General features: G+C 58.7%; 12 protein-coding genes. 7 read left to right on the plus strand and 5 right to left on the minus strand.

The genetic code is table 11. From position 1 onward, the window contains the following. Nucleotides 1–169: 169 nt before the first annotated feature. Nucleotides 170–856, minus strand: a complete 687-nt coding sequence (locus tag VPH41_RS05410) for a DUF2971 domain-containing protein (RefSeq protein WP_328569203.1) — start codon at nucleotides 854–856, stop codon at nucleotides 170–172. A gap of 220 nt (nucleotides 857–1,076) precedes the next feature. On the opposite strand from VPH41_RS05410, the gene VPH41_RS05415 reads away from it, so the two are divergent. The 4 genes from VPH41_RS05415 (at nucleotide 1,077) to VPH41_RS05430 (ending at nucleotide 3,920) form a co-directional block, all read left to right on the plus strand. Continuing rightward, nucleotides 1,077–1,760, plus strand: a complete 684-nt coding sequence (locus VPH41_RS05415; protein ID WP_328569204.1) for an SOS response-associated peptidase — start codon at nucleotides 1,077–1,079, stop codon at nucleotides 1,758–1,760. Between the two features lie 71 nt (nucleotides 1,761–1,831). After that, complete coding sequence (locus VPH41_RS05420; protein ID WP_328569205.1) at nucleotides 1,832–2,305, plus strand: LexA family protein; 474 nt, start codon at nucleotides 1,832–1,834, stop codon at nucleotides 2,303–2,305. 1 nt (nucleotide 2,306) lies between these two features. Continuing rightward, the gene (locus VPH41_RS05425) at nucleotides 2,307–3,608 is read left to right on the plus strand and encodes a Y-family DNA polymerase (RefSeq protein WP_328569206.1); all 1,302 of its coding nucleotides are present in this window, start codon (nucleotides 2,307–2,309) and stop codon (nucleotides 3,606–3,608) included. Between the two features lie 57 nt (nucleotides 3,609–3,665). Beyond that, nucleotides 3,666–3,920, plus strand: a complete 255-nt coding sequence (locus VPH41_RS05430; RefSeq protein ID WP_328569207.1) for a hypothetical protein — start codon at nucleotides 3,666–3,668, stop codon at nucleotides 3,918–3,920. 4 nt (nucleotides 3,921–3,924) lie between these two features. Here VPH41_RS05430 and VPH41_RS05435 read toward each other — a convergent pair whose 3' ends face one another. The 4 genes from VPH41_RS05435 to VPH41_RS05450 form a co-directional block, all read right to left on the minus strand. Next, nucleotides 3,925–4,203 carry a hypothetical protein gene (locus tag VPH41_RS05435; RefSeq protein ID WP_328569208.1) on the minus strand — a complete coding sequence of 93 codons (279 nt, stop codon included), beginning with the start codon at nucleotides 4,201–4,203 and terminating at the stop codon, nucleotides 3,925–3,927. Nucleotides 4,204–4,451: 248 nt separating this feature from the next. Beyond that, a complete protein-coding gene (locus VPH41_RS05440; RefSeq protein ID WP_328569209.1) occupies nucleotides 4,452–5,336 on the minus strand; it encodes a nucleotide-binding protein in 885 nt (294 codons plus the stop codon). A gap of 570 nt (nucleotides 5,337–5,906) precedes the next feature. Continuing rightward, complete coding sequence (locus tag VPH41_RS05445; RefSeq protein ID WP_328569210.1) at nucleotides 5,907–6,431, minus strand: hypothetical protein; 525 nt, start codon at nucleotides 6,429–6,431, stop codon at nucleotides 5,907–5,909. Between the two features lie 29 nt (nucleotides 6,432–6,460). Then, nucleotides 6,461–8,701, minus strand: a complete 2,241-nt coding sequence (locus VPH41_RS05450) for a protein kinase domain-containing protein (protein WP_328569211.1) — start codon at nucleotides 8,699–8,701, stop codon at nucleotides 6,461–6,463. Nucleotides 8,702–8,998: 297 nt separating this feature from the next. On the opposite strand from VPH41_RS05450, the gene tssF reads away from it, so the two are divergent. Genes tssF through VPH41_RS05465 form a run of 3 tightly spaced genes read left to right on the plus strand, consistent with a single transcriptional unit; the run spans nucleotide 8,999 to nucleotide 14,612 of the window. Further along, nucleotides 8,999–10,831: a type VI secretion system baseplate subunit TssF gene (tssF, locus tag VPH41_RS05455; protein WP_328569212.1), complete on the plus strand. Its 1,833-nt coding sequence runs from the start codon at nucleotides 8,999–9,001 to the stop codon at nucleotides 10,829–10,831. Then, nucleotides 10,795–11,820, plus strand: coding sequence for a type VI secretion system baseplate subunit TssG (gene tssG / locus VPH41_RS05460; protein WP_328569213.1), 1,026 nt, complete (start codon nucleotides 10,795–10,797; stop codon nucleotides 11,818–11,820). Before tssF ends, tssG begins: the two co-directional genes overlap by 37 nt. Before the next feature lie 47 nt (nucleotides 11,821–11,867). After that, a complete protein-coding gene (locus VPH41_RS05465) occupies nucleotides 11,868–14,612 on the plus strand; it encodes a type VI secretion system Vgr family protein (protein ID WP_328569214.1) in 2,745 nt (914 codons plus the stop codon). Nucleotides 14,613–14,632 lie beyond the last annotated feature (20 nt).

Genomic DNA, 14,632 nt, shown 5'->3' on the forward strand with positions numbered 1-14,632 from the left:
GGCTCTTTTGACTCAAATTTGCACCATGGCCGAAAGCGCATGAGGACTGGCGCGGCGGGGCGAAGAGGGCGTGTGCGATTTGACGCATTTTGACGCACTTTGAGCGGTTTTGCGTGTGGGGGGGGGCTACGGCGTGGAAAGAAAAGATTTTCAACTACCGTATTTCTATTTAAATACTAATTTCAACCCTTTTTACCTTATATCTATCTTTTTCTCTTGATGCTTTATACAATTTAATGTTGATATTGGCCGCTTTGATTGCTGCTATGACTTTTTTTTCATCTTCATCATTAACGTTCATTCCAAGGGTTACATCAATGATGCTCTTTTTTTTAAATTTATATGTATTTGGGCCGTCGAAATCTCTTACGAATCTATGAATTCGTGAGTTTTCATTTCTTTTAAAAAATTCATTCTTTTCATCATTGCTCCATTGTGGTCTTATAACTCGCCATTCCTTTTCATACGCCCAGCATAGCGACTTTCTCAAAAATGTCTTTTCGAGAATGGTATCGGGAGAATCTTGTGGCCTCATAATTATTGGGAAGTCGCTATAATATGAAACTTTTTGAGCTGTCCGAAAAACATCTTTCGTTCTATTAAATCCTATGCATATCCCTGTATGGTGCTTGGCATAATGTGACCAAAGGAGTATGTTATCCCATGAAGATGCAAGTGATAATATTCCTGTGTTGTCTAAGCTTTTTTCAATATTCGAATTTTCATTAATTTGATGTTTTGATTCAAGAATTCTTTTAGTTATTTCATCGACTTGCTCGGGAGTGTGAAGGTTTAAATCTGTAATTCCATTTCTGATATGTTGCTCTGCATCTTTTGAGCTATAGTCGAAATGCATTGATGACCGTGAATCGAATGGGTCGTTGAAATTATTTCTGGCAGTGAATTTTAGGGAGCTTCCATTAAGTAGTGAAGGGAGCCAATCTTCAATGGGCGTATATTTATAAAAAACTCGCGGAACTAGATTTTTCATATTAATGATAGATGATCTTGTAATCGGCGAATATTGCATAGCTTTCTTACTCCTTGTTCTTTCGTGTTTGTTGTATGATTGTTGCATGTGTGCTGACTATACTCCAAGCCGAATTGATCAGATTGAGGAGCACTTCGGTGTTCGCTCGACTCAACTTGAGCTGCCGCCAGAGGCGTGGCCTGGATACATGGCACCAATTTTACGCGGCTCGTATGAGGCGTTAGGCGATCTGGAAATCCTGCCCGCCATGTTCGGCATAGTACCCCACTGGGCCGACCACAAACTGGCCCGCCAGACTTACAACGCCCGAACGGAGACAGTGGCCAGCAAGCCATCCTTCCGCAGCGCCTGGAAGCGCAAGCAGTTTTGCATCATTCCGGCGGCCAACTTCTTCGAACCCAACTACGAAACTGGCAAGCCTGTGCGCTGGCGCATCGAGCGCGCAGACGGCGGCCCGGTGGCCATTGCCGGGATATGGGAGTACCGACCAGTTGATCAGCTGCTGTCGTTCTCGATGCTGACGATCAACGCCGACGGGCACCCGCTGATGCAGCGCTTCCACAAGCCCGACGATGAAAAGCGCATGGTGATGATCCTGGACCCGGACCAGTATCAAGGTTGGCTGGACGGCTCGCTGGTGTCGGAAGAGGATGTTTATCGGCAGTATCCAGCTGACCTTTTGATCGCGCAGCCTGATCCTTTGCCCCCTCGTACGAGAGCGAAACCGGCCGCGAAGGCTGATTCGGCGCCGCCCGACTCACTTTTCTAGCAACAATTTTATACTTCCTGTTTCTTGCTTAGGTCGATATACTGTATAAAAACACAGTATATCGGCCAGCCATGGACACAACATTATCAGTATTTCAACCTAGCCAGCCCGGTGTATCGCAGGTGCCTTTGCCGCTTGCGCAGTACCCGATCCCCAGTGCGCGGCCGGAAATTTCGCACCGGATATCCGCTGGGTTCCCGTCGCCGGCCGCCGACTACACAGAAGACGGCCTGGACCTGAATACGCTGCTGGTGCAGCACAAGGCTGCCTCGTTCTTTTTCACGGTTGAGGGCGACTCGATGCGCGATGCCGGCATACTGGATGGCGACAAGGTGGTGGTCGACCGCTCCGTCGCGCCGTTGCACGGCCACATTGTCATTGCCGTCATCGATGCCGAATACACCCTCAAGCGCCTGTATTGCCAACGGGGCAGGGTAGAGCTCCGTCCAGACAACCCGGCATACAAGTCGATCTGCCTGGCCGAAGGTAGCGAGCTGCAGATATGGGGTGTAGTGACCGGCGTCGTGCGCAAGCTGCGGGTGTGACATGGGCGACCCGACCAAGCAGATTTTTGCTCTTGTCGACGTCAACAACATGTACGTCAGCTGCGAGCGCGCTTTCAACCCCCGTTTGCGCGACCGCCCGGTAGTGGTCCTGTCAAACAACGATGGCTGTGCCGTGGCCAGGTCGAACGAGGTGAAGGCCCTGGGCGTACCGATGGGTGCGCCCTGGTTCCAGATGCGCGACCTGGCGCGCCAGCACGGCATCGTGGGTCTGTCCTCCAATTACACCCTCTACGCGGACATGAGCAACCGCATCATGACCATCCTGCGGACCTATAGCCCCAATGTCGAGGTCTATTCGATCGATGAGTCATTCCTCAGCTTGAATGGCCTGGGCGGTCTATGGGCGTCACCGACGGCATTGGGGCAGGATATTCGCGCCAAGGTGGCCCAGTGGACAAGCCTTCCTGTCTGCGTGGGCGTAGGCCAGTCGAAGACCCTGGCCAAGCTGGCCAACCACGTCGCAAAGAAATTTCCTTTGTTCGATAGCGTAGCCGACTTCACGACCATGTCGGATGCCCGCACCGCCTGGCTGTTGCAGCGCATCGACGTCGGTGAGGTGTGGGGCATCGGCCGGCGCATCGGCGCCAAGCTGCGTGCCATGGGCATCAGCACGGTGCAGGATTTGAAGGATGTACCACCCTGCACCATGCGCGCGCACTTCGGCGTCGTGCTCGAGCGCACGTGCAATGAGCTGCGCGGTGTTTCCTGCCTGGAGCTGGAAGAGGTGGCGCCGCCGCGCAAGGAGATTGTGTCGTCGCGTTCCTTCGGTACCATGGTTACGACGGCGGCCGAGCTGGGCGAATCGCTATCCACCTATGCCGCGCGCGCCGGCGAGAAGCTGCGCGGCCAGCATTCGCTATGCGGTGCCGTTCATGTTTTCGTACAAACGAACCGGTTCCGCGAGCACGACGAGCAGTACTCCAACGGCATCACTATCCCTTTGGTCGAGCCAAGCGCCGATAACCGCATCCTGGCTGGCGCCGCACTGCACGGCCTGGCCATGATCTATCGGGAGGGGTTCAAGTACAAGAAGGCCGGGATCATGCTGATGGATCTGCAGCCGGATACGCAGCGCCAGGGCGTCTTATTTGATGCGGGGCGAGACCGGTCGCGGTCGGTGGCCGCCATGGCTGCCCTGGACGCACTCAATGAACGATTCGGCCGGGACACTGTGCACCTGGGTTCGGCGGGCCTGGTCAGGCGCTGGGCAATGTTGTCGGAAAACCGCACGCCGCGGTACACCACGAACTGGCTGGAGCTGCCGAAGGTGAGGGCGCAATAGTGTCCACGGTTCTGGATTGGCGTTATTTAATTGAAAATTTGGCAAAGGTGAAGGGGTATGAGCAAGCATCGAAAACCGCTAAGTAGTGCAGAGTTGACGGAAATCCGGATAAGAAGCGACTCGCCAGATATTCGCGCGTTGCTATGGGAAATTCATCGCCTGAGACAGGTGGCAGGAAAGGCGGACCAGTTAGATCGTAGCCTCGGGCCGCGTGTCGGTGCTTTGGGGCTTATCCGCGCGGAGCTACGCGTGCTGCTCGATGACGAGCCGTGCATCGTGGAAATGCCACGTATTGACCTGAGCACGAGGTAAAAAATTAGCGAGTCCGGATGACACACATCGAGCCCATTGATGCCCAGCCGGCCACACGTTGTTCCTGATCGACCAGCACGATGATCCGGCAGCCGGTCGCCTCGGCGCCATAATTTAGCTGCAAGTAGTCGCCCAAGTGCTGATAGCTGACGGGCGTGCCGTAGCGAGCGGCGAGGGCGAAGCTGCTTTGTCCGACTTGGGGCATATCAGCTACTGTTTCAAGCCTTGGGGAATTGCAAGACAAAGTTGAAAATGCGACCAAATATTTAATCAAGAGATTCATGATCACCCCTTCATAAACGGTATACGAAAAGAGGATCAGGATGCCATGAGTAAAAGGGAAGGGGTATGCGCCACCGCATGTTGAGGCATTGAGGTGGGCATGTGCGTTGGAAAATTAAGAAAACCATTGGAAAGCGCAAAAAAAAGGCTACAAGCTGAAGCATGTAACCCTTTGATTTTCCTACTCATTTTGTGGGGTGGCTGATGGGGCTCGAACCCACGACAACAGGAATCACAATCTAGGTGTCGTCATTTCATAACGATGTTCCAATCAATTGCATAATTGCCGGTGTCACTCAGCTCTTGTGCCAATTTCATCCTCCAAGCGCCTGCATCATCCAATGGTTCCCATACCATTCCGGCAAAATCTGTTGGAATCTCTAGATCTCCTTTTGCTAGAGAGAAGACATTTTGCCGCCCAAGGCGACCTATAAAATAGCCAAGCTCAAGTAAGACATTTTGACGCGCGCGTGGCTTTAGAGTGTCAATCGATTTGCCACCTAAATCATCGGGGGTCAGTAGAACAACAGCAAAACCTACATCACCATGGGCTTCGATCTTTTCAATGACGGTTCTACCTTGATTTGGTCGCTCACTCAATATGACTGCGTCAAAGCCAATCTTTTCTATAAACCGTGCCACAGTAAGTCGAGCAACGTCATCGTGGCCATGAACGATGAAAATCTTTCGCGATACGTTGCGGGCAGCCTGTGAGTTATTGGCAACTGCTTCAGACTCGGGATGGAAGCTGATTTCATCTTGCAGCCATTTAAGCGCCGACTTCAAGGTTAGCACTGATGCTCGTTTGCCCTCTGCAACGTAAATGCGGGCCTTGGCGGCGTCGTTTTGTTGATCATAGGAGCTATACGCTATGGTGACAGGACCATCGTCCAGTCGCATTGCATCAGCATATCGATGATATTCAACAGTCCGAGGGCCGAAGACGGATGCCAAAACTCCTTCGATTGTGGTTTCTAGGCTGCTCTGCTCTGGTCCCCATCGCTTTGTTAGTAGTGTCTCGTCAAAGCTTTCAATGTCTTCAATTAGACGATTGATGCGAAGAACACCAATGCGCATTTGCTCTGGAGTCAAGTTAGCCTGCGCAGGAGGCACAGATGCTTTGCGAGTAGCCATATTTTAAGTTCCGTAAAAGCTCTGGAACTCATTATGCCCGAAAGTGCAAAAAAAAAAGCTATCATTGAGTTGTATTTTTAGACATTAGCAATGTCAAAAAAACAAATAAAGGCATCCGTTTATCACTAAGTCTTTGATATTAAATAACCTTGTGATGGGGAGCCCGCTGCCACTTTGAATTTTATTCATCTATCAAAAGGCGTTACTTTTGGCGTAACTTTCATCGCGGCAGAAATTTTCTCATAGGGGAAATACGCTATTGCATCATGGGAGTAAGCTTTTCAGCCGAATTTTTCTTTGCCGCGGCGGCGTTGATTTCTTTTGGGACGGTGGTCATGTGTTCTTTGTCGTTGGTCCGGCGGCGGGAAACGCATGCCTGCCGGGCTGTGTGTGGTGCTGTGTGCGTGCCAGGCCGCGCCAGGGGGCGGAGCTTGGGTTCAAGGCCGTCATTTTACCGCTTTCGGCGGGCGGGGCGGCGTATTGCGTGCGCAGATGAAAAAGCCGCATCGACAATGTCGATACGGCCTTGGGTATGCGCAGACCGAAAGGCAGCGCTATGCATAGTTGATTTTATAAGTTGCCGTCGCCGCCCACCGAGCTTTCCGGATCGAAGGAAAAGACGCGCAATTCCGGTTGTACATCTTCGCCGCGCATGATGCGTACCGTCATCACGAAGGAGAGTTCCCAACGACCGGCGGTGTAGCCGACATCCAGATTATGTTTCCACTCCTGGCGGATGCGGTGCAGGGGCGTTTGCTCTGGTTCACCCAAGAGTTGCTGGATTTCGAAGTCCAGCGGGAAATGGTAGGTGGCACCTACCGACTGAAGGAATGGCGAAGGCGGTGAATAAATGGTGGGTACTTTCGGTCCAATCTGAGTCAGTTGCGGTACGGTGACGATGCAGCAATCGATGATCTGAAACGATGTGAAGCCGCTGTCCTTGGAGCCGCAGCATGTGACGTCGAGATAGACATGCTGGCCCTTCTGGAAATGCACGCCGCCCATGTAGGGACCATGGCGGGGATCGGCCGTGCCGTCGCAAGAGGTAAAGTTGTAGTCGAGCTGGTTGGTGATCTGGTCTGCATCGAAGTGCACGGATAACTTCATCCAAGGGCTTACAGGCGTCATTTTTTACTGTCTCTTTCTAAGTTGATGAGAAATTGTTGGTAGCGGGAATCGCGTCGGAGGTTCAGCAGATCTGGCGCTGATTCGATGAGATTGAAGGGATAGCCTAGCTTGCTTGCTTGGAATAGCGCGGCCAGTGCCGCGCTGCGGTTGCCTATCAGTTCATATGTTAGGGCTGCGCGAAACTGGACGTCTGCGATCTGTGGTGCCAGGTCGAGTGCATGTCGCACGACTACCAGGGCGCCTTCTTTTTCTCCGGCGTAGGCTTTGTATAAAGCCATACGGGAATTGAGCGTAATGTCACTGGGCATGCGCACCAGCATGGGCTGCAACAGCGCGATCGCACGCAGATATGATTGTTTCGATGCTTGAGCCAATGCGGGAACCCAGCGTTGCGCATCAGCTAGGTTGGCCCAAAGCAAATAGGTGCCGGGGCTGCCTTTTTTCTCGGAAACGGCATTTTCAAATGCTTGTACCGCACCAAGGTAGTCGCCCTTGGCAAACAGCGACGTGCCCAAGTTGGTGTAGAGTTCCCAGTGTGGACGTACCAGAAGACCTTGCTGGAGAACCGCAAGTGCCTCGTCTTCTCGGTTCTGGCGCAGCAAAGTTGCATTCAAATAGGCATAGGCTCCGGGTGATTGCGGGTCCATATGTATACACTTGCGAAAAATTTTTTCTGCGGCTGCGTAGTCACCCTTTCTGTAATTCATCACACCGAGTGACATATCGAACATGCGTTCATTTGGATATGCCGCAACGGCTTGTTTCAGTACTGCGTGCGCCAGATCAAAATTATGAGCGGCGATATGCAAGCGTGCCTTGCCATACAACGCCAGCATATTGTTTGGTTCCAAATTTAATGAGATGTTTGCTTCGTGCAGCGCTTCGTCATTCTTGCCCTGGAATTCCAGTACCCATGCTTGCGCGACATGGGCGAGCGCTAACTGATTATCCGCCGCCAATGCTTGCTTTGCGCTGACATCGGCTCTTTGCAACCAAGTGGCATCGCGGCCATTTCCCGTATAGCGGAAGCTCGACGCCAGTGACAGGCCTGCCGCCGCCGCCGCATTACCTGGATTATGTTGCAGAACTGTCATGAAATGTCCGATCGCCTGCGCCTGGCTCGTATCGCGATCAAACACCCGCAACGCCTCCATCCCCGCCGCCATGCTCGCCATTTCCGAATATGGCGCGGGCGCTTTTTCGCCCGTGATGAACGATTTGACGGCAGGAAGGATATTGGGCAACTGCCATCCTGTCAGCACGGCCAGCAGCGCCACGCCCGCGCCCCATTTCAGGGTGCGCTTGCGGGGCAGGGGCAGGTGGATGGAGACGGTGGTGGGTGGTTCTTCCTTTGCAGGCGGCTCATCGGCAAGAGGCGCAGCCAAGGTGAGCGGCTCCCCGCGTTGCGCGCCTATCGCCTCGCGTACATCGCGCATCGTGCGTGGCCGTTCGGCCGGGTCGTGCGCCGTCATCGCGCGCACGAGGGCGTTGATGGCGGGCGGGACGGAGTCGGGCAGGTCGGGCCACGGTTCCGTCGCCTGCATGTGGGCGGCGGCCAGGGCCAGGCCGTTCAGGTGGGCGAAGTGGCGCTGGCCGGCCAGCATTTCGTACAGCATGGCGCCCAAGGCATACACGTCGCCGCGCGTGTCGGGCAGGCGGCCCATCAGGCGCTCGGGCGCCATGTAGGCGATGGTGCCCTGCAAGTCGCACAGGGTGGTCGTTTGCGTCGCTTGCGGGTCGATGTGGCGGGCCAGGCCGAAGTCGAGGATGCGCACCTTGCCGCTTGCCTCCAGCATCAGGTTCGACGGTTTCAGGTCGCCGTGCACGAGGTCCATGGCGTGCGCCTCGTCCATCGCGTCGGCGATCTGGTAGGCGATGTCGAGCGCCCCCTGCAAGTCAGCCTTGCCGCTGTGCATGAACTGGCCTAGGGTCTGGCCTTCGACCAGTTCCATGACGATGGACTGGCTCGTGCCCTGGCCCTCGATGGCGAAAATGCGCACGAAGGCCGCATGCTTGAGCGAGGCGGCCAGGCGCGCTTCATTGATGAGTTTTTCCGGATGCAGCACGTCGGCTTGCGGTTTCAGCCGTTTCAGCGCCACGCTGCGGCACAGCTTGGCATCCCAGGCTTCGAATACATGGCCGAAACCGCCTTCACCCAGCAAGCGGCGCACTTCGTAGTGCCCGCTGATCGTGTCGTCTTGCGGCGGGGTCTGACGCAGGGAGTCGAGCAGTTCCATATACCTTGGCTTCAGAGTGCATCAACGTGGACATCCAGCATCGAAAAAGGACAATTCGATGTCGGCATGCTCAAGATGATTGATTTTGAGTAACTTCCTGATTTAAAACGATTGTTTCGAATAAGTCAATTAATATTGACAAGGAGTGAACAAAAGTTGCTTTGCCTGCGCCGGGAAGGCATTCCTTGCTGACGTCTGCGCGCAATCTTGTTCAAACTCAATTTTCATCTTTCCCGCTTCCTTGATAATGCAGACGGGGCTGTACCGGCATGTGCCGATCAGGCGATGGGAGCGGGCATGGACGAGTTGCTGCAGTATTACGAGCGCGAACTGGGCACCTTGCATGCGCACAACCAGGTGTTTGCCCGGCGTTATCCGGCCATCGCCGGCGCACTGGGTCTCCTGGGCGGCGACATGGGCGACCCCCACCTGGCGCGCATGCTGCAAGCGTTTGCCATGTTCAACGCGCGCACGGCCAAGCGGCTGGCCGATGGTTTCGGCACTTTCAGCGAAACCTTGTTGGAGGTGAACTTTCCTCATTATTTGCGCCCGTTTCCTGCCTGCGCCATTGCGCGCATCGATAATGACCTTGGAACGGTGACCGAACTGGCCACCATTGCGCGCGGCACGGTCATGCATGCTGCCGAGCATCAGGGCGTCACCTGCAAGTTCACCACCACCTACGATGTTGCCGTGGCGCCGCTGCGCCTGTCCGACGTGCGCTTCCAGTCCATCGTGGCGGCGCCGCCCGCAGTGCGCCTGGCCCCGGATCTGGGGGCGGCAATCAGCATCACGCTTGAAGCGACGGGCGCCACGTCCACGCTGGACGGGTTGCCGCTGCCGATGCTGCGCCTGTTCCTCGACGGGGAGCCTGCGTTTTGCGCCACGCTGCGCGACAGCCTGTTCCTGCGCGCCCGTAGCGCTTATGTGGAAGCCGATGGCGTCTGGCAGGCGCTGGACGCGGTGCCCTTGTACCCGGTTGGTTTTGCCGACGAGGACGCATTGATACCGGCCCGGGCCGCCTCGCATCCCGCTTACCGCCTGCTGGGCGAATGGTTTGCCTTTCCGGAAAAATTCCATTTCGTCGACCTGGACCTGGCCGCGCTGCGCCCATTGTTGCCGTTGGCCTGCCGGCGTTGCACCGTGCACTTGCTGCTGGCCGGCGTGCAGGCCGATGCGGATGTCGCGCGCATCTTGCGCCCCTTGTCCGCAAGGCATCTGGTGCCGGGATGCACGCCTGTCGTCAACCTGTTCCGCCAGGCGGCCAATCCCATCCGCCTGACGCACGCGAGCGCCGACCATGTGCTGCTGCCATCGGTCAGGCAGGCGCATTGCTACGATATCCACAGCGTCGACAGCGTGCATGTGCTAGGTGAAGCGGCGCAGGGCAGCACGCTCGATGCATTCCACCCGTTTTATTCGATGCGCCATGGCGAGGCGGGCGGACGCCAGGGGCGCTACTGGGTGACGCGGCGCGACGAGGACATGGCGTTGAGCAATCCCGGCTACGACATGCGCATCGCCTTTGTCGACGGCGCCATGCAGCCGCTGCACGATGCGACGCAAACGGTATCCATCATGCTGACCTGCAGCAACCGCGACTTGCCGGGCCGTCTGGTGTTCGGCAATGCTGCGGGCGACCTGCATCATGACGGCGTCGCCAGCGCCTTGCCGGTGCGCCTGCTGCGCAAGCCTGGCGTGCCTTGCCGTTTCCCTGCGGGCGCGGCGTCGCACTGGCGGCTGATCGCGCAATTGTCCCTCAATCATCATTCGCTGAATGAACAGGGCTTGCCGCTCTTCAAGCAAATACTCGAGTTGTACAACTTGCCCGGTTCGGCCAGCGCCGCGCGCCAGATCGCGGGCATGAGCGGATTGCGCCAGCGCGCCGCCAGTACCTGGCTGCATGACGAGGCGGGCGGCAGCCTGGTCTTCGGCATCGACGTGCTGCTGTCCGTCGACGAGGACGCCTTTGTCGGCAGTGGCTTGCATGCGTTTGCCCAGGTCATCGAGCGCTTTCTCGGGCTGTACGTGCACCTGGGGTCGTTTACCCGCCTGATCGTCCTGTCGCAAAAGACTGGAAAGGAGTTGCTGTGTTGTCTGCCCCGCAATGGAAGCCAGACGCTGGTGTAGTCGCGCGCCTGATGGCCGATCCGTCCGGCACCGGTTTCTTTCAGGCGGTGCGCTTGTTGTGTGCCTGGATGATGCAGCAAGGCATTTCACAGGAGCAAGTGTTTCGCGATTGCCTGCGCTTGCATGGCAGTGCGTCGCTGTCATTTGCGCCGGGCGAAATCGAACAGCTGTGGCTGGAATCGCAGGCGGACGGCGAGACGCAGGTGCACGTGCGCGCAGCCATGGCCGGTTTCCTGGGCGTGCATGGCAGCTTGCCTCTGCATTACACGGAAACGCTGGCCCGCCACGAGCGGCAGACGGGCGATGGTGGTCCCCGTGACTGGCTCGATACCTTGTCGCACCGGGCGCTGGTCCTGTTTTATCAGGCCTGGGCCCGCTACCGCATCGAATGCCAGCAGGACGCCGACGGCGGCGATTTCCTGCCCTTGCAACTGGCGCTGGCGGGCGCCTGGCCCGCCGAGGTGGCCAGGCAGGCGGATGGTTTGCCTGCGCATGTGCTGGCCCATTACGCGACCTTGCTGCGCCACCGGCCCGTGGCGGCCGACGTGCTGCAGGCGGTGCTGGCCGAGTATTTCGGCGTGCCCGTGCGCTTGCAGCGTTTTGTCGGCGCCTGGTTCCGGCGCGCGCCGCAGGAGCGCGCTGTGCTGGCCACGGCGCCTGCCCGGCTGGGGCACGGCGCCATGCTGGGCGAGCGCTGCCGGCGCGCCGACTTGCGCGTGCGCCTGGTGCTGGGGCCGCTGGCACGCCGCGCCTACGAAGACTTCTTGCCCGGCCGGCCAGGCGCGCTGGCCCTGCGGCAGATGCTGGCGCTGTTTGGCTTGCCCTGCATGAGCTTTGAAATACGCCTGGTGCTGCGCCGGGAAGACGTCCGTACATGTGTCCTGGGCAAGGGCGCCTGCCTGGCCGAGGATGCCTTCCTGGCCGACAAGTTGCCGGCCCGCGAGCGTGACGACATGCATTACGAGCTGCGATTCGAGGGTTCCGCCTGAGACCGCCTGTATGCCGTACTCCGATGAATGTTGGAAGGAAGAAACCCATGGAAGACTTCGCGCAATGGCTGGCCGTGAACAAGGATTTGAATGCAAGCAACCGCGCCTTGCGGCTGCGCCTCGCTTACCCGGAAGGCATCAACGACGATGCCTTGCTGCCGCAACGCATCAGCGGCAGCGAGGCCATCTGCGGCGGCCTGGAATACCGCATCCTGTGCGTGGCCACCGAGGTGCAGCTGCCGCTGAAACAGTTCATCGCCGTGCCGGCCGAATTGCAGATCGTTACCGATCAGGGACAGCTGCGCAGGGTCTGCGGCATCGTCGCCGAAGCGTGCGCGGGCCAGAGCGATGGCGGCCTGGCCACCTATCAGCTGGTGCTGCGCGATGGCCTGGCATTGCTGGAAAAACGCATCAACACGCGCGTGTTTCGCAACAAACATGAATTGCAGATTGTCCAGCTCCTGTTTGATGAATGGCGGCAGGGCAATAGTGTGCTCGCCGCCAGCCTGGATCTCGCCATCGACGCGGCGCTGGCGGCGCGCAGTCTGCCTGCGCGCGAATTCACGATGCAGCACAATGAATCCGATGCCGCCTTTATCCGCCGCCTGCTCCGGCGCCGCGGCATCGCCTGGTGCTTCCAGGCGGGAGCGCCGGCCGGCCCGAACGCCGCTGCCACGCCCGTGCATACCCTGCTGCTGTTCGACGACGCCAGCCGCCTGGCGCAGAACGCGGCCGGCACGGTGCGTTATCACCGCGATGACGCCACCGAGGAAAGGGATGCCGTGACGGCCTGGAGCGCCGTGCGTCGCTTGCAACCGGGAAAGTCCGAACGCTACAGCTGGGACGACGGCCACCCGCACAGCCCGCAGTTCATGGCCACGCAGTCACACGGCGGTGTGGATCAGGGCAGCAATGGCAACCGCCTGGCAGCCAGTCTCGACGACTATATCGTGGAGCCGCCGCTGGCCGCCGGCAGCAATGACGACTTGCGGCAACTGGGCCAGCTGGCGATGGCGCGCCACGATATGGACAGCAAGTGCTTCCAGGGCGAAGGCTGCGTGCGCGACTTTTGTGCGGGCCAGTGGTTCAGCCTGGAAGGGCATGCGGACATCGACAGCCACCCTGCCGCCGAGCGCAGTTTCGTCATCACGGCCTTGAGCGTGGCGGCCAGCAACAACTTGCCGACAGGGTTAGAGGCGCGAGTGGGGCGCCTGTTTGCGCAGAGCGGTTGGCGGTGGGATGTTGATATGGCGCAAGGGGCAGGCGCCGATGGTCAGGCGGCCTTGCGCTACCGCAACCGTTTTACCTGCGTGCGGCGCGGCATCGCCATCGTCCCTGCCTTTGATCCGCGCAGCGAATTCCCCATCGTGCGCCTGCAAAGCGCGCTGGTCGTGGGGCCTGCCGGCGAAGAGGTGCATTGCGATGCGCTGGGACGGGTCAAGGTGCGTTTTGGCGCCACGCGCGCGCCGGATCACGTACATGCCAACGGTACCGGCGCCTCCGATACGGAGCGCGATTCGGCCTGGGTGCGCGTGGCAACAAGCTGGAGCGGCAATGGGCCGGGCAGCGGCACACAATGCGGCACCGTGACCTTGCCGCGCATCGGCGCGGAAGTGCTGATCGATTTTCTCGGCGGCGACCCGGACCGGCCCATCATCGTCGGCCAGCTGTACAACGCCGTGGGCGCGCCGCCGGGCCTGAGCGCGCGCGGCGCCTTGCCTGGCAACCGTTACCTGTCCGGCATGCGCAGCCGCGAAGTGCGGGGCGGGCGCGGCAACCAGCTGTGCTTTGACGATACGCCATCGCAGATCAGCGCGCAGCTGGCCAGCGACCAGGCGGCCACGCAGTTGAACCTCGGCTACCTGACCGAGCCGCGCAGCGATGGGGCAGGGCAGCAGCGCGGCGACGGCTTTGAATTGCGCAGCGACGCCAGCGGCAGCGTGCGCACGGCCCGCTCGCTGCTGATTTCGGCCTGGAAACAGCTGGGCGCCAGCGGCAAGCAGCTCGACGGCAGCGAGCATGCCGCCGTGATGAAGGAATGTCTGGAATTGTTGAGCTCCTTGGGCGAGTTTGCCGCCCAACATCAGGCGCTGGCGCTGGACGCGGCCGGCAGCAAGGCGCTGGGGGCCGCCATCACCGCCGACCAGCCCACCGTCAGCATCACGGCGCCCGAGGGCGTGGCGCTGAGCACGCCCAGGACCATTGCAGGCAACGCGGGTGCGAATATCGACCTGGTAGCCCAGCAGCATCTGCAACTGAGCGCGGCCCAGCGCTGCAACGTCAACGCGGGCAAGGGTATTTCCCTGTTCGCGCACCAGGATGGCATCGTGCAGGTAGCCCACTTCGGCAAGTTCCTGCTGCAAAGCCAGCATGATTTGTTGCAGGCGGACGCTGCCAAGGACATCCGCCTGACGGCAGGCACGCGCCTGGTCGGCGTGGCGCAGGACGAGATCACCTTCATGACGGCGGGAGGCGCCTACTTGAAACTGTCCGGCGGCACGGTCGAACTGGGCGGTCCCGGTGCGCTGACGGTGAAGACCGACGGCCACCATTGGAACGGTCCGGCCAGCATGAAAGGCGAGCTGTCCACCTTCGGCGAAGGCGAGCTGGGCCGCGTGCCGCGCTTGCTGCGGCCCACCGACGGCTTGCCCGTCGAAGGCGTGGAAGTGCACATCGAGCGCGAAGGCGACAGCCCGTTGACGGGCGTCAGCGATGCCGATGGACGCGGGCCGAAGTTGGCAACCGACCATCTGCAGCGGCTGAAGGGATTCTTCTTCCGCCGCCGTTCCTGAAACCCGACCTCGGAGACCAC

The sequence above is a fragment of the Janthinobacterium sp. P210006 genome (genome assembly GCF_036231885.1).
In the GTDB taxonomy this organism is placed as follows: domain Bacteria; phylum Pseudomonadota; class Gammaproteobacteria; order Burkholderiales; family Burkholderiaceae_D; genus Janthinobacterium; species Janthinobacterium violaceinigrum.

Bases quoted from the DNA above. Each gene is read 5' to 3' on its own strand.
- VPH41_RS05425 (WP_328569206.1), top strand. From the start codon at position 2,307: ATGGGCGACCCGACCAAGCAGATTTTTGCTCTTGTCGACGTCAACAAC.
- tssF (WP_328569212.1), top strand. From the start codon at position 8,999: ATGGACGAGTTGCTGCAGTATTACGAGCGCGAACTGGGCACCTTGCAT.
- VPH41_RS05410 (WP_328569203.1), bottom strand. From the start codon at position 856: ATGCATTTCGACTATAGCTCAAAAGATGCAGAGCAACATATCAGAAAT.
- VPH41_RS05430 (WP_328569207.1), top strand. From the start codon at position 3,666: ATGAGCAAGCATCGAAAACCGCTAAGTAGTGCAGAGTTGACGGAAATC.
- VPH41_RS05450 (WP_328569211.1), bottom strand. From the start codon at position 8,701: ATGGAACTGCTCGACTCCCTGCGTCAGACCCCGCCGCAAGACGACACG.
- VPH41_RS05415 (WP_328569204.1), top strand. From the start codon at position 1,077: ATGTGTGCTGACTATACTCCAAGCCGAATTGATCAGATTGAGGAGCAC.
- VPH41_RS05465 (WP_328569214.1), top strand. From the start codon at position 11,868: ATGGAAGACTTCGCGCAATGGCTGGCCGTGAACAAGGATTTGAATGCA.
- VPH41_RS05420 (WP_328569205.1), top strand. From the start codon at position 1,832: ATGGACACAACATTATCAGTATTTCAACCTAGCCAGCCCGGTGTATCG.
- VPH41_RS05440 (WP_328569209.1), bottom strand. From the start codon at position 5,336: ATGGCTACTCGCAAAGCATCTGTGCCTCCTGCGCAGGCTAACTTGACT.
- VPH41_RS05435 (WP_328569208.1), bottom strand. From the start codon at position 4,203: ATGAATCTCTTGATTAAATATTTGGTCGCATTTTCAACTTTGTCTTGC.